The organism is Jeongeupia sp. USM3, from assembly GCF_001808185.1.
GTDB lineage: Bacteria > Pseudomonadota > Gammaproteobacteria > Burkholderiales > Chitinibacteraceae > Jeongeupia.
In genome coordinates this window covers 1,136,032-1,159,715 of record NZ_CP017668.1, presented here as the reverse complement: position 1 = coordinate 1,159,715, position 23,684 = coordinate 1,136,032, and the positions used below count along the sequence as shown (strand labels likewise).

Sequence of the window (23,684 nt, the reverse complement as noted above, 5' to 3'; positions counted from 1 at the left end):
TAAGAAATGGATTGTGAGATGTTAATGAAAGGCATTGTTAAAAATTTATTGTGGTGTTATTTGCTTCCATTGTTGTTCCTGTTTGGGGTGTCGGCCTGCCAAAGCACCAGTGGTGTGAAAATGGTCGGTGCTGGCGCGTCAGTTTCCAATGCCGTTGCAAATACCGTTATTGTCAGTGTGTCATACGACGGCCAGTGGCTTTCGGGTGGTGGTGGAGAAATATGCTGCGTGAGCCTGCCTGAGGACTGGCAACCGGGGTCGATGGTAACCATTCGCTGGGTTAAGGATCCGAGTCCCGGGGTGAATTTAGGAGGGGTAAAGTCACCACCATGGAACAAGGATGGAACGACGTCACAAGCCTGGCGAGACTGGATGAAGGTCCATGAATCACAATACACCAAGCACGAGGTAACGATTCCGGTGCCGAAGTATGATGAAATTTCTGAGCTGAATTTGGTCTTTTTGCCTTGTGATCAAGTTGCAATCATCATTGACTCGAAGGAGGCAGGTCGTATATTTGGCTATCTCCCGGGAGGGGACGCTTTTTATCCGGAAATACAGCGCCGGCTTGGGGTAAAACAGCAATGTCAATAATTTCCAGGGTGCCCACGCATATTGCAGCACCGTTTCCGAGGCAGGAAAATCGAGTGTCGAGATGAGTAGGTTGAGGAATATTTTGCGAAATTATCTGTTTCCTATATTGCTGTCGCTCAGCATCTCGGCCTGTCAAAGTACCGGTGGCGTGAAAATGGTCGGCGCTGGCGCATCGGTTTCCAATACCGTTGCAAATACCGCTATTATCAGTGTGTCATATGGCGGCCAGGGGATTACAGCCGGTGGTGGAGAAATGTGCTGCGTCAGCCTGCCGGAGCACTGGCAGCCGGGTTCAATGGCGACGATTAGCTGGGTTAAGGATCCGAGTCCCGGGGTGAATTTAGGGGGGGTAAAGTCGCCACCATGGAACAAGGATGGAACGACGTCACAAGCCTGGCGAGACTGGATGAAGGTCCATGAATCACAATACACCAAGCATGAGATAACGACACCGGTGCCACGGTATGACGAAATATCGGCGTTAAAACTGGTTTTTCTGCCTTGCGATCAGGTGGCTATCGTGATCGATCCGAAAGAGCGAGCGCGGGTATTCGGCCGGCTTCCGGGAGGAGATAAATATTATCCGGAAATGCAACGCCGACTTGGAGCGAAGCAGCAATGTCAATGATTTCTGGCGCTCCCGCACATATTGCCCCATTGTTTCCGGAACACGGTTATTTGCCGAGAGATTTAGGGGGAGTGCTGAATCAGCGCAGATTGCAATTGGTCGAAGTTGGAGAGGATTGTATTGCCAAGCGTTCTCGTGGCGAACCGGCACCATGTGCCCAAGTGCTAAATATCAGTCTTTTTTTCGATGGAACCAATAACCACGAACAGTCTGACAAGGCACAGAATCCTGTGTGTACCAGTAATATTGCACGACTATTTCATGCGACCATTCGGGATGAAAAAGCACAGGCAAGTGGCTATTACAGCTATTACATCAATGGCGTGGGAACGTCGTTTCCGGAAATAGGTGAGGATGGCCCTTCTGACGATGGTTTGAAGTACGCAAGTGGTGGCGAGAAACGGATTCTATGGGGATTGACACGAATTGTTGATGCGATGCGATTGGCATTGAGCGACCAGCAGGATGCAATGAGTGTCGGAAACGCACGTCAACTGATATCGGCGATGGAGTATGTGCGTTACAAGGACGACAAGAATCGGGAGCGGGTAGCAAAAGCGCTTAAACAAGATCGTAAAAAGGCAATGGATGAGGCGATGCAAAGCGTCGTGGGCAGGCTGCCTAGTTACAAGCCGACGATTCTGAAGCTGAAACTCTTTGTTTACGGTTTTTCTCGTGGTGCGGCCGAGGCCAGGGCGTTTGTGGGGCGTTTGCAGGAACTCTGCAGCAAACCCGGCGAGTTTTACGGCGTGCCAATCAGCATCGAATTCCTCGGCCTGCTCGATACCGTGGCGTCGGTCGGATTTGCGCCAGTGCTCGGTGGCGCCGAAGGCCATATGGGCTGGGCTGATGGTTCGATGGCCTTGCCGAACGATACGACCTTGCTCAAACGTTGTGCGCATTTGGTCAGCGCGCATGAACAGCGGCTGTGTTTTGCCCTCGATTCGATCCGTCGCAAGGATGGTAGCTATCCGCCGAGCAGTCTTGGCGAGTGGGTTTATCCCGGTGTGCATAGCGATGTCGGTGGCGGTTACCCACCCGGCGATCAGGGCAAAGCCTTGGGTGGACAGGGTATGTTGCTCTCGCAGTTACCATTACACCATCTCTATGCTCTGGCTTTCGAAGCGGGGGCACCGCTGTGCTACAACAAGAAATTGTTTGCTGAAACGTCTGAAGAAAAATTGGCAGGAATTGAAGAGTGGCGTTGGATGACGGATGAGGCCATCAAAGAATTTGATATTGATGCAAATCTTAGATGTAAATTTAATGAATGGAAAAAAAATGCAGCAAGAAGTGCTCCGATAGAGAATATTTTTTTGCAGCAAACCGCCCAAATCACCGCATGGCGTATCAATCGCTTTGCAGGTGGTCTGGATGGGCGCGGTGAACCAGGACAAAATGGAACGAACTATTACCGCAATGCCAGCGATGACCCGGAGTGGCTGACCAAACAGAAAAAGAAATGCTGGGAAAGACAACGCAGAAAAAAATCGGGCGTCAGTGCCGAGGAACTGGTTAACCCGGATAATAAAGGGGAAAAAAGTGCACCATATACTCCCAATACAGACAAGATGTTCGAGCCAACCCTGGACAAGACGCAGCTCACGGAAGCGGCAACCGATTTCACGGACGACTATCTCGATCGCGGAAACTCAGACAACGCTAATTTCACCGGAAATCTGGCCTCATTCTTCCTCGCATTCAGTCGCCCATTCAGCGAGGATTGTGGTTCTGAGCGTGAACAGATTCGGGGCGCTGCACGAAATTGCTATGAGCAAGTCATGGCTGATTCCGCCTTGGTTTCGCTTTACGACGACCATGTCCACGATTCGCGTGCGTGGTTTATGCATTCCGCACTGAAAAAGCGCGAGCCCGGCGGCAGTTATTTTCGCTATCGGACCATTTTCTTTTCTGATGGAAATAGCAATAAAGAGGAAATTTGTAAGGCGCCCGTCAAAACATCGACTCATCAAGGACGGGACGCGCTCTTCCCGGAAGAAAACGTTCCTGCTTCACAGCATTAAGTAATAGCGATCATCATGCTCGAATCCCTGCTCCCCTATTACGAACGCGAACTCGGCTATCTGCGCGAGTTGTCGGGCGAGTTCGCCCAGCGTTATCCGAAAATTGCCGGTCGTTTGCAGCTCGAAGGCGATCAGTGCGAAGACCCGCATACCGAGCGGCTGGTCGAATCGTTCGCGTTTCTGGCGGCGCGCATCCATCGCAAGCTTGATGACGAATACCCGGAGATCGCGTCGAGCTTTCTCGAGGTGCTGTATCCGCATTACCTGCGACCGATTCCGGCGACGACGATCGTGCAGTTCGAGTGCGATCCGCAGCGGCCCGAGATTGCCAAGCGCTATACGGTGGCGCGGCAGCAGCCGGTGCATGCGCCGGCGATCGGCGGGGTGGTGTGCAAGTTCCGCTCCTGCTATCCGGTCGATCTGTATCCGCTGTCGCTCACCAGCGCTAGGCTCGAGCTGACCAGCGGTTCGGCGCACCTGCGGCGGATGGCGCCCGACGCGGCGGCGGTGCTGACGCTGGAGCTGCAGACGCACGGCGACCTCGACGTCGCGGCGATCGACCTGCAATCGCTGCGCTTCTTCCTCGACGGCGAGCCGGCGCTGATGCACCTGCTGTACGAGTTGCTGCTGTCGAAGGCCCTGCGCGTTCGCGTCGGCGACGGCAGCGACGATCCGTCCAGAACCCGCGAGCTGCCGGGCCGCCGGATTCAGCCGGTCGGCTTCGGCCGCGACGAGGGCGTGCTCGAGTATGACGCGCGCTCCTTCGTCGGCTACCGGCTGCTGACCGAGTACTTCAGCTTTCCGGACAAATTCCTGTTCGTCGATTTCACCGGCCTCGGCGAGGTCGCCACGCGGCTGGTCGGCGGCAAGCTGGTGCTCCAGTGCCTGATCGGCCAGTACCCGGATACCGAGCGCCACGCGCGGCTGCTCAACCATCTGGCACCGGTGCATTTCAAGCTCGGATGCACGCCGGTGGTCAACCTGTTCACCCAGCCGGGCGAGCCGATCCGCGTCACGCACCAGAAGGCGTCGTACCCGGTGCTGGCCGACAGCCGCAAGCAGGCGGCGTACGAGGTGATCCAGGTGTCGCGCGTCGTCCGGGTCGAGAAGACCGGTGCGAGCGAGCGCAGCGAGGAGGTGCTGCCGTTTTATGCGATCCGCCACGGCGGCGAGAAGGGCGGGCCGCGCTTTTACTGGCACGCGAGTCGCGAGGCCTCGCCGCGGCAGGGCGACAAGGGCACCGACCTCGAAATGCATCTGGTCGACCTCGAGTTCAACCCGGTGCGCCCGGCGGCCGAGGTGCTGAGCCTCGAGCTGCTGTGCAGCAACCGCGACCTGCCCGAGCAGATTCCCTTCGGCGGCAGCCAGTCCGGCACGCATACCGATTTCTCGCTGCCCGGCCATTCGGTCGTCAAGCGCGTGAAGCTGCTGCGCAAGCCGACGCAGAGTCTGCGCGCGCCGCTCAAGCGCGGTCTGCAATGGCGGTTGATTTCGCATCTGTCGCTCAACTACCTGTCGATCATCGACGGTGGCAAGAGCACGCTGCAGGAGATGCTGGCGCTGTACAACCTGACCGATTCGCCGGTCACCAACCGGCAGATCCAGGGCTTGCAGGCGATCGGCAGCCAGGCCGCGGTGACCCGCGTTGCCGGACGGGATTTCTCGGGTTTCGTGCGCGGCACCGAGGTGACGCTGACGCTGGACGAGGACTATTACGTCGGCGGCAGCGTCTACCTGTTCGCCAGCGTGCTCGAGCGCTTTTTTGCGCTGTACTGCGCGCCGAACAGTTTCAGCCGTCTGCGCGTGCGCACGGTGCAACAGAACGAGGAGGTGGCGGCATGGCCGGCACGCGCGGGCGAAGCCATCGTGATCTGAGCGGCGAAATCGCCGCCGACGCGACGCAGTACGGATTTTTCCAGGCGGTTCGGCTCTTGTCGCTGGCCGCACCCGGCAAGCGGCGCGGTCCGCTGCCCGAGAAGCTGCGTTTCCGCACGCTGGCGACACTGTCGTTTCCGCCGAGCGAGCTGACGCGCTACCAGCCGGCCGAGGCCGAATCGGGCGCACCGGATGAACTGGGGGTGGCCTTCATGGGGCTGACCGGACCGTCCGGCGTGCTGCCGACCAGCTATACCGAGCTCCTGATCGAGCGCCGCCAGCACTATCGCGATACCGCCCTGCACGGCTTCTTCGACCTGTTCAGCCACCGGGCGGTTTCGCTGTTCTACGGCGCCTGGCGCAAGTACCGCTTCTGGCTGGCGGCCGAGGCCGGCGAAACCGAAGGCTTCTCGCGCAACCTGCTCGATCTGGCCGGGCTGGGGCTGTCACGGCTGCGTGACCGGCTCGGCGGTGACGAGGGGCTCGACGAAACGTTGTTCATCTACTACGCCGGCCTGCTGAGCCAGAAGCCGCTGTCGAGCCAGGCGCTGGTCACCTTGATCGAGGGTTTCTTCGACGTGCGCGCCGAGCTGGGCCAGTTCGCCGGCCAGTGGATGACCGTCCCGCGCGACGAACAGTCACAGCTGGGCCAGAGTGGCTGCGAACTTGGACTGTCGGCATTCGCGGGCAGCCGGATCTGGGACCGCCAGACCAAGGTCGAACTCAGGCTCGGACCGCTGCGCCGCGCGCGCTTCGATGCGCTGCTGCCCGGCGGTGCCGGTGCCGATGCGTTGCAGCAACTGCTGCAGTTCGCGCTCGGCCACGGCCTGGCCTGCGACGTGCGGCTGGTGCTCGACAAGCGCGATACGCCCAAGCCGGTACTTGACGAGGCGGCGCCGTTGCGGCTGGGCGGCAATGCCTGGCTGGTCGCCGCGATGCCGAAGTCCGACCCCGATGAAATGAGCTACACCCTGTTGCACTGACGCGTACCGACCCAAAACGACATCCACAAGAGAAACCACCATGTCCACGCCACTGAAAGCCCTGGTTGCCAAGCTGACGCCGACCGCGCGCGCCGCGGTCGAAGATGCCGCCAACCGCGCGGTGACCCGCACGCATTTCGAGATCGAGATCGAGCACGTCCTGCTGTCGCTGATCGACCAGACCGACAACGCCTTCACCGCCGCACTGCGCGCCGGTGGCGTGCCACTGACGCAGTTCGAGCGCGAGCTCGACGGTACGCTCGAGCAGTTCAAGCGCGGCAATACCCGCAATCCGGTGCTGTCGAGCTGGCTGCCGCGCTGGCTCGAAAAGGCGTGGCTGATTGCCGGCGCCGAGCATGGCGAGCAGGAGATTTCCAGCCTTGACCTGCTGCTGGCGCTGCTCGATGACGACGGGCTGCGTGCGTCGATCAACGGCGCGGCCGCGCCGCTGGCGAAGCTGGATCGTCAGGCGCTGCGTCAGGGTTACGCGGCGTTGCGCCGCCATGGCGAGGAGGGCGGCAACGCGGTCAGCGATTCGGTGCCGGAGGCCAGCGACCCGATCGTCGTGCCGGCCGCCGGCAAGCGTGGTTCGCCCGGGCTCGACAAATACACGATCGACCTGACCGCGCAGGCGCGTGCCGGCAAGATCGACCCGGTGCTCGGCCGCGATGCCGAAATCCGCCTGATGACCGACATCCTGATGCGCCGGCGGCAGAACAATCCGATCCTGACCGGCGAACCCGGCGTCGGCAAGACCGCTGTCGTCGAAGGACTGGCGCTGAAGATCGTCCGCGGCGAGGTGCCGCCGGCGCTGGCCGGCGTCACCCTGCGTACGCTCGACCTCGGCCTGCTGCAGGCCGGCGCGAGTGTCAAGGGCGAGTTCGAGAACCGGCTGAGGCAGGTGATCGACGAGGTCAAGGCCAGCCCGGTACCGATCATCCTGTTCATCGACGAGGCGCACACGATGATCGGCGCCGGCGGCGCGGCGGGACAGAACGATGCCGCCAACCTGCTCAAGCCGGCGCTGGCGCGCGGCGAGCTGCGCACGATCGCGGCGACGACGTGGGCCGAGTACAAGAAGTATTTCGAGAAGGATGCTGCGCTGGCGCGGCGCTTCCAGGTCGTCAAGGTCGACGAACCGGCGCCGGAAATCGCGGTGCAGATGGTGCGCGGCATCGCCGAAGCGATGGCGGGCCACCACAAGGTACAGATCCTCAACGAGGCCGTCGCCGCGGCGGTGATGCTGTCGAGCCGCTACATCGCCGGCCGGCAACTGCCCGACAAGGCGATCAGCGTGCTCGACACCGCCTGCGCCCGCGTCGCGCTGTCGCGTGCCGGACGGCCGGGGCCGGTCGAGGATGTCGAAGCGTTGATCGCGAATGTCGATCGCGAACTGGCCGCCCTCGAAGCCGAAGAAGGCCATGCCGAACGGATCGCCGAACTGAAGACCCAGCGTGAAGGGCTGAGTGCGGACCTCGAGACGCTGCAGCAGAAATGGCAAGCGCAGCAGCAGCTGGTGGCCGAGATTGATGCGCTCAAGGCCGCCACGACCGATGCCAAGCCGGCCAAGGGCAAGAAGGTCAGCCCCTTGCAGGCCAAGCGCAATGAGCTGCGCGAACTGCACAAGGCCTTGCCGCTGGCGTTCGAATGCGTCGACGAGAACGTGATCGCCGACGTGATCAGCGGCTGGACCGGCATTCCGCTCGGCCGCATGGTCAGCAACGAGCTGGCGCAGGTGCAGAAGCTCGCCGGCCTGCTGGCCGAGCGCGTCATCGGTCAGGATCATGCACTCGAGCAGATCGCCGAGCGCGTACAGATCGCCAAGGCCAACCTCGACGATCCGGGCAAGCCGAAGGGCGTATTCATGCTGGTCGGCCCGTCCGGCGTCGGCAAGACCGAAACTGCGCTGGCGCTGGCCGAGGCGCTGTACGGCGGCGAGCGCAACCTGATCACGATCAATATGTCCGAGTACCAGGAGGCGCACAGCGTTTCCGGCCTCAAGGGCTCGCCACCGGGTTATGTCGGCTACGGCGAGGGCGGGGTGCTGACCGAGGCGGTGCGGCGCAAGCCGTATTCGGTGGTGCTGCTCGACGAGGTCGAGAAGGCGCACCCGGACGTACTCGAACTGTTCTTCCAGGTGTTCGACAAGGGCGTGCTCGAGGATTCGGAAGGGCGCGAAGTCGATTTCAAGAACACCATCATCCTGCTCACGTCGAACGCCGGCACCGATCTGGTGATGCGCGCGGTCGAGGGCGGCGTGACCATCGGCGACGAGACCCGAGATCCGGGGGCCGACGATCTGGTCGAAGTGCTGCGGCCGACCCTGCAGAAGGTGTTCAAGCCGGCCTTTCTCGGCCGCCTGACCATCGTGCCGTACTTCCCGGTCAGCGACGAGGTGCTCACGAGGATCGTCGCGCTCAAGCTCGACAAGATTCGCCGCCGGATCGAGGCCAACCACAATGCCAAGGTCGAGTTCCCGGCCGAGCTGGTCGAACTGATCACCTCGCGCTGCTTCGACGTCGACAGCGGCGCGCGCGACGCCGATGCGATCCTGACCCGGACCGTGCTGGCGAAGATCTCCAACGAGCTGCTGGGCCGTCTGGCCGCCGCCAAGCCGGTGAAGAAGATCGCCGTGAGCGTGAAGGGCGACGAGATCAAGGTGAAACTGAGCTGATCGCGGTTCATCAGCAAAACAAAACGGCCCGAGCGGGCCGTTTTGTTTTTGGGGCAGAGGAGGTATTCAGTCGTTTGTGCGGATATCCAGCAATTCCTTCAGCTGGCCGAGCGTCGAATCGTCCTTGATCACCGTCTTCAGCCATTCTTCCAGCGGCATTTCCGCCCATTTGGCGGCGCGCTCGGCGAGCAGCGCCACCGGGCTGTGCGGCTCGTGGGTGCGGAAGTAGCGGGCGACTTCACGCAACTGGCGAACGGCGTCGGCGCGGGTCGTGACCGGGCCGCTGCTGATGGCGGTACTGGCGATCGGAGCATTCATCGTGGGACTCGCAGCGGGCGGAACGAACGGGGCGATTTCAACCGGTGCCGCAGTGGCGGCGGGCGCGGGGACGGTGCCGCCGCACTGTTCGAGCAGCCGGCGTGCAACGTCGCCGATCGCGGCGAGCGCGTCGCGCACTTCGGCCAGGCTCGGCGCGTTGTAGCCGAAGCGCTCGTCGAGCTGTTTGTCGAGCGCGGCATATGCGGCTTGTGCGGTTCCGATCTCGCCGGCCAGCTGCGCAAACCACGCCGCGCCGCTGGCGTTGACCGCCTTGTCGAACACGTCGCCGGCGAGCTTGCCCTCGGCGATGGCGCGGGCGCGGGCATCCTGATCGCGCAGGCCCAGGTTTTCGACCTCGCGTGACTCCTGCCAGCGATACCAGTCGTAGCCACCGTGTTGCGGCGACACCAGCGGCACCTGGCGCAGCGCGAGGCCGAGCTGGGTGTTCAGCCATTCGAGCTTGCCGATCCGTTCGTCGGAATCGTGCGGGTCGAATTCCGGGTAGAGCGTTTCCCAGAACCGCGACAGCAGCCCGCCGATCAGGTCGAGACCGAAGGCGGTGCCTTTGATACCTTCGGTCTTGGTCAGCGCTTCGGTGTACCAGACCGCGAGCTGCAGGTCCTTGCTCTTGCCGGCGAGCGCGTCGTCGCACAACTGGCGGACCTTGCTCCATTCGGCGCTCTTGCGGCTCGACTCCCATTCCCCGAGGTCGAGGCTGGGATCGTCGGCGCGACGGGCTTCGCGGATCGCGTCGAACAGCGGCGAATAGCCGAGGTCCTCGCCGCCGGGAAAATCGCTGGAAATCGGCGCGAGCAGCAGCTCGAGCCGCGCGTTCTGGGTGTTGTCCATGCGTTTATCAGCCCTTGGCGACGTTGGGGACGGTGGAAATCAGCGTGGCGCCACAGCTGGTCTTGTGGCCTTCGAGCGCGACCGGCTTGCCGTCGACCAGCCAGTTGGGATCGCCCTCGACGATGGTGACGCTGCCATGGCCTTTCTCGGGGCAGGTGACCGAATCGCCGAGCCGGGCGATTGCCTTGCCCATCGCCTTGGCATTGGGCGACGCGCTGACGACCGCGCCGCCGTGGCTGGTCGGATCGCCAAGCCGGATGACTTTCTTCATGCGCTTGCTTCCTCGGTTGCGGCGTGGCGGATCACGCTCGCGATCATCTGGTTATGGGCTCCGAACTCGGCGATCAGCACCGGCTTTTGCAGCGCCGCGGCCCGGGTGATGGCGATGGCGTTCAGCAACGCACCGCGGGCACCGCCGACGTCGCCGAACTCGGTGACGACGTTGCTTGCATCGTTGATCGGATTGAGTTCGCTCTGAAAGTAACTCAGCACCGTGGCGACGGCGGCCAGACGCGAGCCACCGACGTCGACGCCGCCGCAGTTGTGCACCAGCCATGCGAGCTCATGGCTCTGATCGTCGCCCGCTTCGGCCGGATCGAACGGCAACGGCCGCAGCGCGGCATTGATCAGTGCTGCCTCGACGGTGCCGCGCAGCTGCTGGCTCAGCTTGTTGCCCTTGGCGAGCCCGTCTTCCTGATAAAGCTCGCGGCTCTGGTGGACACGGGCGATCGGCGCCAGCGCCATCAGGCCGGCCTGCCACTCCGCCGGAACGCGGCCCCAGCCACCGGCGTCGCCGTCGCGCTGCTGCGTACGCTCCCAGTAGGGCTGGTACGGGTCGGCCTGGTCCTGGCTCGTCTCGCCGGCCTCGGCAGCCTGCAAGCCGGGACGGGTGAACAGTTGCAGCACCACCGCCTGCCCGGGCTGGCCGGACCAGCGCTGGTTTTCCGCCTGCTGCGGATCGACCGGGTCGAACTCGTCGGCTTCGGGCTGCGCCGCCAGCGGTGAATCGCAACCGAGCACCAGTAGTCCCGGCTGGGTCGGATCGTTGCGCAGCAGCGCGATGACCCGGTCGTTGATGCTGCCGTTGCCGGGCAGGAACTTGCCCGTCGGCACCGGCAGCTCGAGCCCCGATGCTTCGGCGGCCTCGATCCAGGCGGTTCTGGTCTGTTCTAGCATGGCCCGGCCGTCCTGTGCATGGCCGGCCAGTACGTACAGTGGCAGGTAGGCGAGACCGGGCGCTTCGGCCAGTGCGGCCTCGAATACCTGCGCCAGCGCAGTCGACAGGGCCTGCGCACGTTCTTCCTCGCCGTCAGCCGGCTCGCTCGCCAGCCAGGCGGTTTGCGCCGGTGCATCGTCGCACCACGCCGGCAGCGGGTCGGCAATGACGTCGACCCACACCGCGCGACAGTCGACCGCATGCTGGCGCTCGCACAGCTCGGCGTCGTGGCTGGCGCGGGCCTGCGCGACGCGCTCTGTTTGCGCAGCCGCCTGCGCGGCTGCCTCGGCCTCCTGGTCGGCCTGCTCCTTGGCCGCACGCCAGCGGCGCCACAGGGCAATGCCGAGCGCGAACAGCATGGGCGGCAGCACCAGCAGGCCGAAAAGCCGGGGAGCGGAGATGGCGCTGGCATTGAACGGAATGACAAAGCCGAGCACGCCCAGCCACAGCACGGCGAGCCCGGTCAGAATGGAAAGGTTCAGGATCATGGCTTACTTGTCAATTCCAAGTGCTTTCTTAATGATTTCCTGCCGATTCTAATCCATTGTGAAGAATTTCAGGGAGAGGAAGCTGAAATGGATTGCTCCGGGGGCTGTAGCGGCGTGTGAACGCATGTTGCGGGCAAAGAAAAACCCCCGAAAGCTAGGCTTTACGGGGGTTTTTGGTGTGTCACGACACGTCGTGACACTTCATTTTGTGGGCCGGCGGGAGTCGAAAATTGCCGTGTAAGCGGCATTCATTCTATGCTTTTCCGATGGATTGGCGATTCTGTACCCCTAAATGTACCCCTAAATCATTTTGGTATCCCTCCAGCTTGAGGTCACGCAGGGGTATCGACAGTGGAGGCAGTGACACCCGTTACACCTCTACGGGACTAAGGCGTATTCAATATTCATATGATGTCTGAATGGTGGCTTGGATGCCCGGAAGTGGGGCATTGTGAAACCGCGTAGGCCAGTGTCCCGATTCCCCGGTTGAGCCACCGCATGCCGGCAGCAGACAGGACCGACAGGCCGCGATTGATGGATTGCCCAACTCGAACGTCATCGACCTGCCGTTTTTTCGGTCTCCGGCCCGGTTCAGACCCTCCCCTATGTTTTTTCAGCTCTGTTTCTGAGACGACTGACTACTCGGTCTAGGGGGAGGCGCTCCAACCTTTTGACGTCCCCCCTGTCTTCGGTAACGGCCTGACCATTGCCCGAGCCTATCGGGTTGCGCTGTTAAGTCTGTTAACTGTTAAGCAATGCCCAGTAACCGGAAGGCCGCAGACCTGCGAGGCCACGTTACCCGTGAGGGCCACCCCATCCGGAAGGACCCACGTCCCTCAAGGCATCGGGGACAGGGTGGCGGTGGCCTGATGGTAGAGGAGGGCGCCGGGGCAGTCGGCGGGGAGGGCGATGAAGCCGCTGTGCGTCGGCGTGACGACGCGCAGGAGAGCGTGGCCGGGGCAGGCCAGTTGCCAGAACTCGAAGCGCGCGGTCACCGGCAGGGCATGACGTCGGGCTTCGTCCAGCAACAGGGTCAGGAAGTCCGGATCCTGTCCTGCCAGTTGCTGCATCAGGCCCGCTGTTTCGGTGTCGGTGGCATCGTAATGGTCGGCGACCTGTCCGGTGATCTCCCGCCACAAACCCCAGTCCTCTTTCGTCAAATCGGCGGCGCGAAGGGTGTTCTGCGAGCCTGTCCTCAGCAGGCCTTCCCCCGACTCCGTCGATTTCGTGGTGTCACACGTGTCACAGGTGTCACAACGTTGATTCATAAGGGTTTTTGTCGTGACACCGGGGGTGTCGGCACGTGTCACAGGTGTCACGCCTTCACCAGGGCCGGGCAAGGGTGTAATCGAATCCAACCCTTTGATCCAGTTGAAGAAACTACCTTGTTCAGATGTCATCATCGCCCCCGGTCTGCCACAGTGTCGGCAGCACGACGTAGACCCTTGGCGAGCCCATGCCGGGCAGTCGTTCGGTCTTCGAGGCCTTGTTGCCGTTGCCCGGCAACAGCACGCCCAGTGCGAGCAACAGCCGGTTCGCGCGTTTCAGATCCAGCCCCTTGAGCACTTCGCTGGCCCAGGAATTGGGCAGCACGTAGTAGGTGGTCTCGCTGTGCTGGCTGCCACTGGCCTTGCCGGATTCACAGATCAGTTCGGTCTTGCGGAAGCCGCAACGCGCCAGTGTCTTCGGACCGTGCTCGTCGATGACCGCGTCCTCCCGGTCCCAGCGGGTGAAGCGTGCTTCGCCGTGCTGTTCGAAGAACAGCCGCACCTGCCGCAGGATCTGCCGGTCTTCCTCGTTGCCGGCACCACCGCGCTGCTTTAGCCAAGCCGTATACAACAGCCCGGCCGCTTGCCACGCGGTCTGCGCCGGCCAGCCGGTCAGCCCGGCTGCCGTCGCGGTTTCACCGGCAAAGGCGGCGAGGGCGAAGTAGTTCGCTGCATGCCTCGCCTGACCCGAGGCTCCGGAAGGCACGAACGAAGCAGCAAACGCACTCTGGGCCTTGGCCAGCTGCTGCCGCAACAGGTCGTGATCGAGACCGGCCAGTTGTTCCAGCCACGCCAGCCCGACCACGCCATGATGCTGGTCGGCGGCCTTGGCGATCGCCGAGCACAGTGCCGGGTGATCGGCAAAGCCGTGCAGATCATCAAAGGCCCCGTGTGAGCGTTCGGCACTCACGTGCAGCAAGCGCGCCAACTGGCCGGCATTCACCGGTACCCCGTGCATCTTCAGGTAGTCGGCGACCGAGTGTTCACCGTTCGAGAGCACGAAACAGCGCCAGCGTGTCATCGCCCGTAAACCGCCATCGGCGCGACTGCGGCTTTTGCCCTGACCCTGGCTCAGCATGTACACCACCGCCGCCACATCCGACGCCTTGGCCCGGCCGATCTCGTCGAGGATCAGCGGCAGATCGTTGTGGGCTTCGAGCTGCGCTTCGGCCCCCGACGCCGTGGTCTGCCACGACTTCTCGTAACGCGGTGGCGCACCGAACACCGACGCCGCCGCGCGGCAGGCCACGCTCTTGCCGTTCTTCGACGGCCCGGCCAGATGGAAACCGCCCGAGTCCATGCCGAAGAAGGCCATCAACGGTCCGGCCAGTGCAGCCGATAACGTCAACGCCAGTAAGGGATTGCCGACCGCGAAACGACCAACCCCGTCCTGCCAACCTTCCAGCGTCCCGGCAGAGACCAGCTCGGCACAGGCGCCGCCGTGATAGACCAGCAGCTCGCCGCCGTCACCGATCACCCGCTCCGGCAACACGAAGGCCGGACCCTGCCAGCCGGTGCGCGGCACCAGTCGTGCCCGGGGCGCATCGATGCCGGTCTGCAGGTACTGCAACATCAGTTTCTTCAGATCGGCCGCATACGAGAACCACAGTCCCTTCTCGGCCAGTTCTTCCAGCACCTTGGTTGACTGGTCCGACAACAGCTTCGCTCGGGGGATCAGGTGCGCCTTGGATGTGCCGTCCAGATCGGCCAGCTGCACCAGCACCGCCCAGCCACTGCCGTCCAGATGCCGCACCTGCGCGACGATCTGCAACGGCCCGCACAGCTTGCGCGGTTCGGTGTCCTCGTCCGGCCGGTACCAGACGCCGTCGGTCTTGCTGCGGAAGCGCTCGAAGCCGGCGGCGGGTTTGGTCGCCGTCTTGGCCGAGGGTTTGTCCCTAGCCTTCTTCGTCGGCGATGCGGCGGTTTCAGCATCAGTTGCCGCAGCACCCATCGGGAGAACCAGCGCCGGATCCATCAATAGTGCGAGATCGTCACTCATGCCCGACCTCCGACCAGTACATCCAGCCAGTCCCGCCCGGGTGACGAGGGCAGCAGCACCCGTACGGTACGGCCTTCGGCCAGCAATCGCTCTGCCAACGTTTCGGCCGCGTGCTGACCGGTACCGTTGTCGTCATGGTCGGCAAAGACGAACACCTCGACGGCTTCGGCCGGCAACAGCGCCTGCGCCATGCCGTACGCCGACAGCCCGGCCCACACCGGCAGACCGTTGGCGCAATGCACGGCCAGCGCGGTCTCGATCCCTTCGGTGATCGCCAGCTGCGGCCCGGCCGGATACAGCCTGACCGCTGCACCCCGGGTGGGGCCGCAGGGACTGCTCCACTTCTTCACGCTCGGCACATCGGCCTTGTGGCCGTCGGCGTCGAGGTAGGTCTTGTGCAAAGCCACCGGCGTACCGTCGGTGGCCTGTACCGCTGCGAGCAGCGCCGGGAAGTGTCCGAGCTGCACCGGCTTGCCGTCCTGTGGCTGCCAGTACGGCAAGGCCGGGTGAAACCGCAGGGCCTTGGGGTATTGGTCAAGCACCAGCCCTCGTCCTGCCAGATACACACCGGCCGGCGAATCGGCATCGACCGGCAGCGCTTCCTGCCACAAGGCGGCATTGCGGGCTCGGGCCTTGGCCCACAGCCGTTCCTGTTCGGCCTGTTCCCGCGCCGCACGCCGCGCCAGCTCGGCCGGATCGACCGCTACGGCGACCGATTGGCCGCCGAAGAAATCGGCCACCCAGCGCGCTGCACCGAGGAAGTCGCAGCGCAACCAGTCGGCCAGCAGCTGGAAACCGTCACCGCCATCGGGCCTATGGTGGTTGCAGACGAAGCAGCCGCGGCCATCGCGGTCGGTAAACCGGAAGCGGTCCTTGCCGCCGCAAACCGGGCAGGGCCCATGCTTCTTGCGCAAAAAGGCCGCATCGATCCCGGCCGCCTGTAGCAGTGCCGGCCAGCGATCCCGAGCCAGGGTCTTGAGGTGTTGAAGGTCCAAACGGGTTTTTGGGGCGTAGCCGGGCCTGCCGGCCTCGATCGAGGTCGTTGTCATGATGGGAATCCTGAAGAACTTAGAAGCGGGAAGGGCGGGATGAACGCGCACCGGCGCGTTGCGGCCGGCTCGGGCGGGCCTGTTTCAGGCCGGCCAGTGCCGCGGCAATCCGGTCGCGGGTCGCGCGGCTCAGCAGCACGGTGTTGCGGGTCGGCTTACGCATGGGATCCCCCTTGCGCAGCGAGCGCCGCACGCTGGCAATCCACATCGTTGTGCAGCCCTTGCAACTGGAAGCGGGCGATGCGGGCGAGCGTGCGCATGTGGCGGCCCGCGTGATCGGGAATGGCTTCGAGCGCATGTAACAGCCCGATGGCCTCGTCGAGCGTGCCCAGGGTCAGATCGGTCAGTTCCGTCAGCGCGGTGAACGAGCGGGTCTCAAGCATGCTGGATCCCCTCAACACCAACCGTACCCAGCAAGCCGTCGACCTCGGCATGCATCAGCTGCAGCTCGCAGCGTGCCGAACGCGCAATGCTGCGCATGTGCCGGCCAGCCTCATCGGGCAGTGCTTCAAGGGCCAGCAATAACCCCACCAGTTGATCCATCGTCTCCCTCGCCAGCTCGGATACATCGGTGAACGCACGCAGTTGTGTCAGCGATAAGGGGTTGTGCCGTTCAGTCATGGGCACCTCCGCGATGGGCGATGCCGTAGCAGAGCAGGCCGGCCGAAACGGCTAGCAAAGCCAGCACGGAGCAACGGGCGTAAACAAGAACAGCAGTGAGGGCGGTAAAGGCGTGCGTCGTGAACGCACGCAGGGCGGTCTGGGGCATGGTGGCCTCCTTTGTGAGCTTCAAGCCCACCGTTCGCCGCCAAGCGAAGGGGGTGGGCGCATGGCAAGGTTGGCGGACCGGCACAAAGGAACCGGCGTGCGCACGCGCACCCCTACCAAGGCCCACCACTGAAGGCGTACCAAGGGTAATGACGGACGTAAAAAAACCGCCGGAGCGGCGGTTGTCCGCCTTTGTGTTCGGGCCGCCAAGCCCGGTCGCACTATTGAACACGACCCAGCCATTGTGCGCCGGGACCGGGCAGCCGGCAAGGGTGGTGCGATGGGCAATCCGTCGAACCGGGTTCATCGCAGGTCCTCGCGGTAGGCCGTTCCGGCCACTTCGCCCGGACGCAGAATCGAACAGAGCGACACCAGCCACATCGCCCGCATGTCGTCCCCCTTGGTCAACAGCCGGGCCGCGCGGAAGGCGTACTCCGTCCGGACCAGTGTTTCGAGGGTGGCCATGTCCGGACACGCTGCCGGCGACAGTCGTGACTTCAGTTCATGCGCGTTCACGGGCTACCTCCTGATCGCGTTCCGCAATGCGTTCGGCCACCCATGCCGACACTTCGCTCTGCAGCCAGGCGACGCTGTTGCCACCGAGCCGGACCGGTTTGGGGAAGGTGCCGGCAGCGATCGCGGCGTAGATCGAGCTGCGCGACAGCCCGACCTGTTGACGTAGAGCCTGCAGCCGCAACAGGAAATCAATGGGTGACGCACGCAGGGCCGGTACTTCTACGGGCGTCTTCATTGCTTGCCCCCGTGCTCGGTGGTCCGGGCGGCCACGAACGCCTCCACATCACTGAGGCGGTAAAACACCCTGCCGCAACGCTTGAGGTAGACCGGGCCGTTGCCACGGCAGCGCCAAGTGGCGAGAGTTGCTTCGGCGACCCCGATGCGTGCGCTGGTCGCGGTCGGGTCGAGGAGGGAATCGGTGGTTGCGCTGTTTTGCACAGGCTTGCTCCTGTTTGATTGAAGACAGGCGCAAGTTTAAAAACCGGAACGCAAGCAAACCGACGGTTAGCTTGCGCTTGTTTGCAGGGCGGCCGAGATGATCGAGCGGATGTAGGACGCCGAGCACCCGAACCGCTTCGCCAGCACCGCAGCGGTATTCCGGGCGGGCATGCCGCCGACAATCAGCGTCGCCCGGGTAGCCATGACCGCTTGCGGATCCACGTTGATCTGCCGGCCACGCTTGTTGCCGTGACTGCGTGCGGCATTGTTGCGATTCTGCTGGCGACGCTGCTCGATGACCTGCTGTCGGGCTTCCTCTGCCATCACGGCGGCGACGCCGAGCGCCGCCACCTGCGCAGCGAATGCCATGCATGCCATGGCCCGATCGGTCTGGCCAACATCGCGCCACAGTTCGGCATCGTGCAACGAACACGCCAGGATGATCAGATCGAAATCGCCATCCGAAAGACCGGCCAAGGCCTCCCCGCCCGGCTGGAGGTGCGTCCGCACGTAATCAAGCTGGATCACCCGGCTGAACGAGTCGGTTTCGTCCACATCCAGCCGGCAAATCTGATCTGCAGGCAGATCGTGCTCGGGATCAACATCATCCAGCCAGTCCTGCAACCGGGCCTGTGCGACGGTAAGAGCGGTATCGATGGTTGTCGCATAAGCCTGCAGTTGCGCCAGCCGTGCAGCCCAGGCCGGTTCGAACTTCGCCGGATCCTGCGGCTGCTTGTACTGATCCAGCGGCAGGCCGACCGACTCGACCAGCGCCCGTTTCAGTTTGGCGGCGAGCTGCGGCAAGCCGGAAGCAAAGTCCTCTGCGATCCAGCGATTGAATGGCCCCGGTTCGAGACGAGCGAACGTCTTGTTCAGTGCCTGTGTAAAGGTCGACAGCATGGCGACTCCGGAAATCCCCCGAACGCACAGGCTCGGCCGGACGACGAGGGGGCCGTTCAAGCGGGGTAGGCAGGAGGGATTCTGGTACGGAGGGCGGATCAGGCCAAGGTGATTAGTCGGTGCTGCCATCCCTTGCAAATGCGAATTCCGGCCTAACTGATCGTCTCTGCCGGTTCATGTTGACCACGAGGCCGGTGCCGAACTTGAGCACGACTGTTGAAGAATTCAATATCTTACAAATAACGTACAAAATCTTTCGTTTCTCTTGTGTTTTTCTATGTGGCCGTGGTTGAATCTTCATGTTCGACCTATAAAATTAGCACTTAGCCAGAACACCGCCTCAGCTACCTTTCGACCGACCTGCTGAGACAGGTGAACTTCGCCGATAACTGCACCGTCAGCTACCGCTACGATCCGGCGCACCGGCTGATTGGCATCGACGACAGCCGTGGGAACCGCATCGATTACACCCTGGATGCGATGGGCAATCGCCTGCGCGAAGACCGCCAGGATCCGGCCGACACGCTCGCGGCCAGCCCGCAGCAGGTCGCGGCGCAGCAAACCATCGATTTTACCGTCAGTAGATTAAAAGTATAGAAATTTAGGGGTTGGTAGAAAGTCATGAAGTGGTGTGCATTCTTAATTATGCTGGCTTCTAGTTTGGCCTTTGGTAGTTTGGAAGGCTTATATCAATATACTGCATTGGGCTATAGGGAAAACGGTGGTTGGGTGCCTGTTGGCGCTTCTCCCGATGCTGTATGCGCTAATTATTCCCAAGTATGGGGTTGGAATGAAAACGAATATAGCTCGAAGGTTGAGCAACAAAAACCGGGGCTTTGGTTTTGTCAGCGTTACTACCGAGGAATTAAAGAGTCATCGCAATTTACGAGAATTTACGGACAGTGCCAAATCAAACCAGTGAGTTTATCGTTATTGACTGGGTCTAGTGCATCCCATCCCTATTGGAGCGAGGACTCCGGGGTTTGCTACTGCAATAATTCTAATAAAATCTTTGATCGTGCAATGGAGTGGTGCTTTGACAGACCATTCTCTGGCCCTGAAAAATCCATCGGCGGTTATTGCGGCAGCGAGCAGTGTGGTGATCCTGTCAGCACTGCAACAGGTGAGGTTCTGGAAACAGAGCGCGACGTAGCGGTTGGCGAGAGATCGGAGCTGCAGTTCTCACGGTTTTTCTCCAGCTATAACGCCCGCTCGGTGGGGCTGGGTCGGGCGTGGCGCCATAGCTATTCAGCGCAATTGGAGTTTAGGCCGCTGGAAGCAGGCAGAACCGCAGCATCGACAGCGGCCATCAACCTGATCCGTGCAAACGGCAAGATTTATACCTTCACCTGGCAGAACAACCAATGGCTCGGCGATGCAGAAGTGGGGGGCAGCCTAAGCAGTGAGGTGGTTGATGGTGTGCGCACATGGGCATACCAGCTGCCTGACGGTTCCATTGAGCGCTATAACAGTTTTGGTCGACTTGTGTCCATACGCGTCCCAAGCGGCCGATCCTATGCGCTGTCTTATGACGAGATTGGGCGGCTTTTGACGATTGAGGACCAGTGGGGAAATCGTCTTTCTCTGGCCTACACCGGTAGCTCATTCAACATCGCAAAAATTTCGATCGGTGGCGTGGTACTTGTTCAATACGAGTACGATGATCGCCATCTCCTGAGCCGGGTTGTCTATGGCGATGGGAGTTCACGTCGCTATGCCTATGCATTCGAGGCATCCGCATTCCGGCTCAAGCAAGTGACGGATGAGGCAGGGCAGATTGCTTCCAGCTGGGTGTACGACCAGCAAGGCAGAGCGACGTCGTCGCAGCGGGCAAATGGGGTCGAATACACGCAGTTTGATTACTCGATAGCCAATCAGACGACGGTAAAAGCCGGAGGTGCGAGCATCAACTACCGCTTTACTCCGGTCGCGGGGCTTCCTCGCTGGAGTACAACAATCCGAACTTGCGGTGATCAATGTGCGGGCGGTGAAAGTCGGCGAAGCTATGACCAAAATGCCAATATCACCAGTCAGACTGACTTCAACGGCAACACCACCAGCTACGTCTACGACCTGACCCGCAACCTCGAAACAAGCCGCACCGAAGCTGCCGGCACGCCGCAGGCGCGCACCGTCAGCACCGAATGGCACGCCAGCTTCCGGCTGCCGACCAAGGTCACCGAGCCGGGTCGGGTGACGACGTTCGAGTACGACGCCAGCGGCAACGTGCTGAAGAAGTCGGTCACCGCCGATGGCGCGACGCGGATCTCGAGCTGGACCTACGGCAACTACGGCCTGGTGGCATCAGCCACCGATCCGGCCGGCAAGGTCACCCAGTACAGCTACGACGCGCAGGGCAACTTGAGCACGCTGACCAATCCGCTGGGCCAGATCACCCGGTTCCCGCGCTATGACGCACTGGGCAATGTGCTGGAGATGGTCGAGCCCAACGGCCAGACCACCACCTTCGGCTACGACCTGCGCCAGCGGCTGCTGAGCCGCACCACGGCCGGCGAGACCACCAGCTTCAGCTACCTGCCGCCCGGTCTGCTCAGCCAGGTGCGTTTCGCCGACAACCGCACCGTTAGCTATCGCTACGACCCAGCCCACCGGCTGATCGGCATCGACGACAGCCGTGGCAACCGCATTGATTACACCCTGGATGCGATGGGTAACCGCCTGCGCGAAGACCGCCAAGACCCGGCCGGCACGCTCGCGGCCAGCCTGCAGCAGGTCGCGGCGCAGCAAAGCGCGCCGAACCAGACCACGATGCTGCACTAAATTTCTACAGACTCTGTTTCGATCTAGCCTGCTCAATTTCGTTGACCCGAAAAAAATGAAGAATCTGCTTGTTTTTTTTAGCTTTATGTTTGTGCGGCATGTGCGCGCCATGTGTTGCAGCCCGCACAACAACTGAAATAGTGCCGCGTCATTTTGAAGTGACGGATACATACCAAGATGAAACATCTGCCTATAAAGCTTGTCTCGATTTTGTAATCTGGACAGGCAGCTATTCGAATCCGGCACAATATTGTCTTCGTAGCTCAAGTGACGGCCGTGAGTACATTTTTGCCGGCTGGCTATGGAAGCAAGGTGCTGGGCCTTATGATGGTAGTTTCTATATGGTTAAATTTTTCTATTGCGGTAGCAACCAACTGCTTGGTTTAGTCAGCCGCACTTGTCGCGCCACCTGCCCAGCCGGCAGTTACCTGAGCCGCAGCACCGGCGGCTGCCGGGCCAAGCCCATTTGCGGTAGCAACACCAGTTGTCCGTATCCGGATGATGTCAACCCTGATCAGGGTAATGCTTGCCCGGTTTCGGGTAACCCGATCAATACCGCCACTGGTAACAAGTTCCAGACCGAGTCCGATTTGAATTGGGGGCCGGGGCTGCATTTCAGCTGGTATTACAATAGCACCAGTACCAGCGATTTCGGCTTGGGCACCGGTTGGCGTCACAGCTATGTGCGACGCATCGTTGCCGTGGCTTCTTCCGTACCACCGGCACCTGTCAGCGCATTGGTTGCTGCCGCGCCGGCCAACGCAGCAGCAATGGCTGCCGATCTCGATCCGGATGCAGGCTCCGGCGCATTCAGCCAGCCGGTAGTGCTGCCGTCGATTGATCACTATATGGTCGAACGCGAAGACGGCAAGAGCTTTGCATTCCGTCCCGATGGCCAACCGATTGATGCGCAAAGCCGCAATGGTTACCAACTCAGCATCACCGGTTCCGGTTTTAGCGTATTTGATGGTTTGAACACCGAGCTCTATGACGCTCAAGGCCGTCTGACCAAGGTGACTTCTGCATCTGGCCGGGTTTTGACCCTGCGCTATGACGCCAGCTCGGGTGTGCTGAATCGAGTATTTGATAACTTCGGATACCAGTTGAGTCTTGGCTCAACGGATCGGTTTCATCTCAACAGCATCACCAGCGGAAGTGTGGTGGTGAACTACGCCTACGACAGCAGTGGTCGCTTGAGTGGCGCGACTTATCCTGACAACAGTCAGCGGCAGTATGCCTACGAAGATGGCAGCAATCCCTATTTGCTGACCGGCATCACCGATGAAAACGGAATCCGCTTTGCCAGCTGGAGCTACAACGCCCAAGGCCAAGCGGTCTCGTCGCAGCACGCCGGAGGCGTGGGTCGAATGAGCCTGAGTTTTGGTGGCGATCCTGCCAATGGCACGCGCTGGACGGACGAGACCGATGCCCTCGGTTCGGTCCGCCGATTCAACTTCCAGCAAGTCGCCAAACAGTGGCTGCTGACCGGCAAGAACCAGCCTGGTGGCGCGGGGTGCAGCGCCGCGACCGGCACCCTCGAGTACGACGTCAACGGCAACGTGAAGAACCGTACCGACTTCAACGGTAACACCGCCAACTACGCCTATGATCTGGCCCGCAATCTCGAAACCAGCCGTACCGAAGCTGCCGGCACGCCGCAGGCACGGACCATCAGTACCGAGTGGCATGCCAGCTTCCGGTTGCCGACCAAGGTCACCGAGCCGGGTCGGGTGACGACGTTCGAGTACGACGCCAGCGGCAACCTGCTGAAGAAGTCGGTCACCGCCGATGGCGCGACGCGGATCTCGAGCTGGACCTACGGCAACTACGGTCTGGTGGCTTCGGCGACCGATCCGGCCGGCAAGGTCACCCAGTACAGCTACGACGCCCAGGGCAACCTGAGCACGCTGACCAATCCGCTGGGCCAGATCACCCGCTTCCCGCGTTATGACGCACTGGGCAATGTGCTGGAGATGGTCGAACCCAACGGCCAGACCACCACCTTTGGCTATGACCTGCGCCAGCGGCTGCTGAGCCGCACCACGGCCGGCGAGACCACCAGCTTCAGCTACCTGCCGACCGGTCTGCTCAGCCAAGTGCGCTTCGCCGACAACCGCACCGTCAGCTACCGCTACGACCCGGCACACCGACTGATCGGCATCGACGACAGCCGCGGCAACCGCATCGACTACACCCTGGATGCGATGGGCAACCGGCTGCGCGAAGACCGCCTGGATCCGGCCGGCACGCTCGCGGCCAGCCTGCAGCAGGTTTCGGCGCAGCAAAACGTTCCTAATCAGATTGCCAATCCTTAAG

General features: G+C 61.9%; 23 protein-coding genes. 9 read left to right on the top strand and 14 right to left on the bottom strand.

The features are described 5' to 3' along the window. Positions 1-18 precede the first annotated feature (18 nt). The 6 genes from BJP62_RS17915 to tssH all read left to right on the top strand — a co-directional run bounded on the left by BJP62_RS17915 (position 19) and on the right by tssH (position 8,778). Positions 19-594: a DUF3304 domain-containing protein gene (locus BJP62_RS17915; protein ID WP_168163799.1), complete on the top strand. Its 576-nt coding sequence runs from the start codon at positions 19-21 to the stop codon at positions 592-594. Between the two features lie 61 nt (positions 595-655). Next, positions 656-1,222, top strand: a complete 567-nt coding sequence (locus tag BJP62_RS17910) for a DUF3304 domain-containing protein (RefSeq protein ID WP_083300720.1) — start codon at positions 656-658, stop codon at positions 1,220-1,222. Further along, entirely contained in the window at positions 1,213-3,246 is a 2,034-nt protein-coding gene (locus BJP62_RS17905) for a DUF2235 domain-containing protein (protein ID WP_083300719.1), read from the top strand. Before BJP62_RS17910 ends, BJP62_RS17905 begins: the two co-directional genes overlap by 10 nt. 15 nt (positions 3,247-3,261) lie before the next feature. Further along, positions 3,262-5,121 carry a type VI secretion system baseplate subunit TssF gene (gene tssF / locus BJP62_RS05325; RefSeq protein WP_070527465.1) on the top strand — a complete coding sequence of 620 codons (1,860 nt, stop codon included), beginning with the start codon at positions 3,262-3,264 and terminating at the stop codon, positions 5,119-5,121. Continuing rightward, the gene (gene tssG, locus BJP62_RS05320; RefSeq protein ID WP_070527462.1) at positions 5,085-6,104 is read left to right on the top strand and encodes a type VI secretion system baseplate subunit TssG; all 1,020 of its coding nucleotides are present in this window, start codon (positions 5,085-5,087) and stop codon (positions 6,102-6,104) included. Before tssF ends, tssG begins: the two co-directional genes overlap by 37 nt. A 40-nt stretch (positions 6,105-6,144) precedes the next feature. After that, positions 6,145-8,778: a type VI secretion system ATPase TssH gene (tssH, locus tag BJP62_RS05315; protein ID WP_070527459.1), complete on the top strand. Its 2,634-nt coding sequence runs from the start codon at positions 6,145-6,147 to the stop codon at positions 8,776-8,778. A 66-nt stretch (positions 8,779-8,844) separates the two neighbouring features. Here tssH and tssA read toward each other — a convergent pair whose 3' ends face one another. The 14 genes from tssA to BJP62_RS05260 all read right to left on the bottom strand — a co-directional run bounded on the left by tssA (position 8,845) and on the right by BJP62_RS05260 (position 18,587). Further along, positions 8,845-9,945: a type VI secretion system protein TssA gene (tssA, locus tag BJP62_RS05310; RefSeq protein WP_070527456.1), complete on the bottom strand. Its 1,101-nt coding sequence runs from the start codon at positions 9,943-9,945 to the stop codon at positions 8,845-8,847. Between the two features lie 7 nt (positions 9,946-9,952). Next, positions 9,953-10,216 (bottom strand): PAAR domain-containing protein, encoded by a 264-nt coding sequence (locus BJP62_RS05305; RefSeq protein ID WP_070527453.1) that lies wholly within the window; start codon positions 10,214-10,216, stop codon positions 9,953-9,955. After that, positions 10,213-11,649 carry a hypothetical protein gene (locus BJP62_RS05300; RefSeq protein WP_070527450.1) on the bottom strand — a complete coding sequence of 479 codons (1,437 nt, stop codon included), beginning with the start codon at positions 11,647-11,649 and terminating at the stop codon, positions 10,213-10,215. Before BJP62_RS05300 ends, BJP62_RS05305 begins: the two co-directional genes overlap by 4 nt. An 836-nt stretch (positions 11,650-12,485) precedes the next feature. Then, positions 12,486-13,049: a hypothetical protein gene (locus BJP62_RS05295; RefSeq protein ID WP_145927111.1), complete on the bottom strand. Its 564-nt coding sequence runs from the start codon at positions 13,047-13,049 to the stop codon at positions 12,486-12,488. Continuing rightward, positions 13,039-14,916, bottom strand: a complete 1,878-nt coding sequence (locus BJP62_RS05290) for a DUF927 domain-containing protein (protein WP_083300718.1) — start codon at positions 14,914-14,916, stop codon at positions 13,039-13,041. Before BJP62_RS05290 ends, BJP62_RS05295 begins: the two co-directional genes overlap by 11 nt. After that, complete coding sequence (locus BJP62_RS05285; protein WP_083300717.1) at positions 14,913-15,965, bottom strand: toprim domain-containing protein; 1,053 nt, start codon at positions 15,963-15,965, stop codon at positions 14,913-14,915. The genes BJP62_RS05290 and BJP62_RS05285 overlap by 4 nt, the downstream gene beginning before the upstream one ends. 19 nt (positions 15,966-15,984) lie before the next feature. Next, on the bottom strand, positions 15,985-16,128 hold the full coding sequence (locus BJP62_RS18640) for a hypothetical protein (RefSeq protein WP_168163798.1): 144 nt from the start codon (positions 16,126-16,128) through the stop codon (positions 15,985-15,987). Then, a complete protein-coding gene (locus tag BJP62_RS05280) occupies positions 16,121-16,348 on the bottom strand; it encodes a hypothetical protein (RefSeq protein ID WP_070527441.1) in 228 nt (75 codons plus the stop codon). Before BJP62_RS05280 ends, BJP62_RS18640 begins: the two co-directional genes overlap by 8 nt. Further along, positions 16,341-16,586 carry a hypothetical protein gene (locus tag BJP62_RS05275; RefSeq protein ID WP_070527438.1) on the bottom strand — a complete coding sequence of 82 codons (246 nt, stop codon included), beginning with the start codon at positions 16,584-16,586 and terminating at the stop codon, positions 16,341-16,343. The genes BJP62_RS05280 and BJP62_RS05275 overlap by 8 nt, the downstream gene beginning before the upstream one ends. Further along, positions 16,579-16,734: a hypothetical protein gene (locus BJP62_RS18635; protein ID WP_168163797.1), complete on the bottom strand. Its 156-nt coding sequence runs from the start codon at positions 16,732-16,734 to the stop codon at positions 16,579-16,581. Before BJP62_RS18635 ends, BJP62_RS05275 begins: the two co-directional genes overlap by 8 nt. Before the next feature lie 302 nt (positions 16,735-17,036). Continuing rightward, entirely contained in the window at positions 17,037-17,249 is a 213-nt protein-coding gene (locus tag BJP62_RS18310; protein WP_145927110.1) for a hypothetical protein, read from the bottom strand. Next, positions 17,236-17,484 (bottom strand): AlpA family transcriptional regulator, encoded by a 249-nt coding sequence (locus BJP62_RS05270; protein ID WP_070527435.1) that lies wholly within the window; start codon positions 17,482-17,484, stop codon positions 17,236-17,238. Before BJP62_RS05270 ends, BJP62_RS18310 begins: the two co-directional genes overlap by 14 nt. Next, the gene (locus BJP62_RS05265) at positions 17,481-17,687 is read right to left on the bottom strand and encodes a hypothetical protein (RefSeq protein WP_070527432.1); all 207 of its coding nucleotides are present in this window, start codon (positions 17,685-17,687) and stop codon (positions 17,481-17,483) included. The genes BJP62_RS05270 and BJP62_RS05265 overlap by 4 nt, the downstream gene beginning before the upstream one ends. A gap of 66 nt (positions 17,688-17,753) precedes the next feature. Beyond that, complete coding sequence (locus tag BJP62_RS05260; protein WP_070527429.1) at positions 17,754-18,587, bottom strand: hypothetical protein; 834 nt, start codon at positions 18,585-18,587, stop codon at positions 17,754-17,756. Between the two features lie 372 nt (positions 18,588-18,959). Here BJP62_RS05260 and BJP62_RS05255 point away from each other — a divergent pair, with 372 nt between their 5' ends. The 3 genes from BJP62_RS05255 to BJP62_RS17895 all read left to right on the top strand — a co-directional run bounded on the left by BJP62_RS05255 (position 18,960) and on the right by BJP62_RS17895 (position 23,683). Next, entirely contained in the window at positions 18,960-19,184 is a 225-nt protein-coding gene (locus BJP62_RS05255) for an RHS repeat domain-containing protein (RefSeq protein WP_070527426.1), read from the top strand. A gap of 426 nt (positions 19,185-19,610) precedes the next feature. Continuing rightward, positions 19,611-21,368, top strand: coding sequence for a DUF6531 domain-containing protein (locus BJP62_RS17900; RefSeq protein ID WP_168163796.1), 1,758 nt, complete (start codon positions 19,611-19,613; stop codon positions 21,366-21,368). Between the two features lie 341 nt (positions 21,369-21,709). Then, positions 21,710-23,683 carry a DUF6531 domain-containing protein gene (locus tag BJP62_RS17895; protein WP_168163795.1) on the top strand — a complete coding sequence of 658 codons (1,974 nt, stop codon included), beginning with the start codon at positions 21,710-21,712 and terminating at the stop codon, positions 23,681-23,683. Position 23,684 lies beyond the last annotated feature (1 nt).

What these genes read in the sequence shown, in the direction of transcription:
- BJP62_RS05295 (WP_145927111.1), bottom strand. Translation starts at nt 13,049, where the DNA reads ATGACATCTGAACAAGGTAGTTTCTTCAACTGGATCAAAGGGTTGGAT.
- tssF (WP_070527465.1), top strand. Translation starts at nt 3,262, where the DNA reads ATGCTCGAATCCCTGCTCCCCTATTACGAACGCGAACTCGGCTATCTG.
- BJP62_RS17905 (WP_083300719.1), top strand. Translation starts at nt 1,213, where the DNA reads ATGTCAATGATTTCTGGCGCTCCCGCACATATTGCCCCATTGTTTCCG.
- BJP62_RS17895 (WP_168163795.1), top strand. Translation starts at nt 21,710, where the DNA reads ATGGTTAAATTTTTCTATTGCGGTAGCAACCAACTGCTTGGTTTAGTC.
- tssG (WP_070527462.1), top strand. Translation starts at nt 5,085, where the DNA reads ATGGCCGGCACGCGCGGGCGAAGCCATCGTGATCTGAGCGGCGAAATC.
- BJP62_RS05300 (WP_070527450.1), bottom strand. Translation starts at nt 11,649, where the DNA reads ATGATCCTGAACCTTTCCATTCTGACCGGGCTCGCCGTGCTGTGGCTG.
- BJP62_RS05275 (WP_070527438.1), bottom strand. Translation starts at nt 16,586, where the DNA reads ATGACTGAACGGCACAACCCCTTATCGCTGACACAACTGCGTGCGTTC.
- BJP62_RS05280 (WP_070527441.1), bottom strand. Translation starts at nt 16,348, where the DNA reads ATGCTTGAGACCCGCTCGTTCACCGCGCTGACGGAACTGACCGATCTG.
- BJP62_RS17915 (WP_168163799.1), top strand. Translation starts at nt 19, where the DNA reads ATGTTAATGAAAGGCATTGTTAAAAATTTATTGTGGTGTTATTTGCTT.
- BJP62_RS17910 (WP_083300720.1), top strand. Translation starts at nt 656, where the DNA reads ATGAGTAGGTTGAGGAATATTTTGCGAAATTATCTGTTTCCTATATTG.
- BJP62_RS05260 (WP_070527429.1), bottom strand. Translation starts at nt 18,587, where the DNA reads ATGCTGTCGACCTTTACACAGGCACTGAACAAGACGTTCGCTCGTCTC.
- BJP62_RS05290 (WP_083300718.1), bottom strand. Translation starts at nt 14,916, where the DNA reads ATGAGTGACGATCTCGCACTATTGATGGATCCGGCGCTGGTTCTCCCG.
- BJP62_RS05270 (WP_070527435.1), bottom strand. Translation starts at nt 17,484, where the DNA reads ATGAAGACGCCCGTAGAAGTACCGGCCCTGCGTGCGTCACCCATTGAT.
- tssH (WP_070527459.1), top strand. Translation starts at nt 6,145, where the DNA reads ATGTCCACGCCACTGAAAGCCCTGGTTGCCAAGCTGACGCCGACCGCG.
- BJP62_RS17900 (WP_168163796.1), top strand. Translation starts at nt 19,611, where the DNA reads ATGGAGTGGTGCTTTGACAGACCATTCTCTGGCCCTGAAAAATCCATC.
- tssA (WP_070527456.1), bottom strand. Translation starts at nt 9,945, where the DNA reads ATGGACAACACCCAGAACGCGCGGCTCGAGCTGCTGCTCGCGCCGATT.
- BJP62_RS18640 (WP_168163798.1), bottom strand. Translation starts at nt 16,128, where the DNA reads ATGCGTAAGCCGACCCGCAACACCGTGCTGCTGAGCCGCGCGACCCGC.
- BJP62_RS18635 (WP_168163797.1), bottom strand. Translation starts at nt 16,734, where the DNA reads ATGCCCCAGACCGCCCTGCGTGCGTTCACGACGCACGCCTTTACCGCC.
- BJP62_RS05285 (WP_083300717.1), bottom strand. Translation starts at nt 15,965, where the DNA reads ATGACAACGACCTCGATCGAGGCCGGCAGGCCCGGCTACGCCCCAAAA.
- BJP62_RS05305 (WP_070527453.1), bottom strand. Translation starts at nt 10,216, where the DNA reads ATGAAGAAAGTCATCCGGCTTGGCGATCCGACCAGCCACGGCGGCGCG.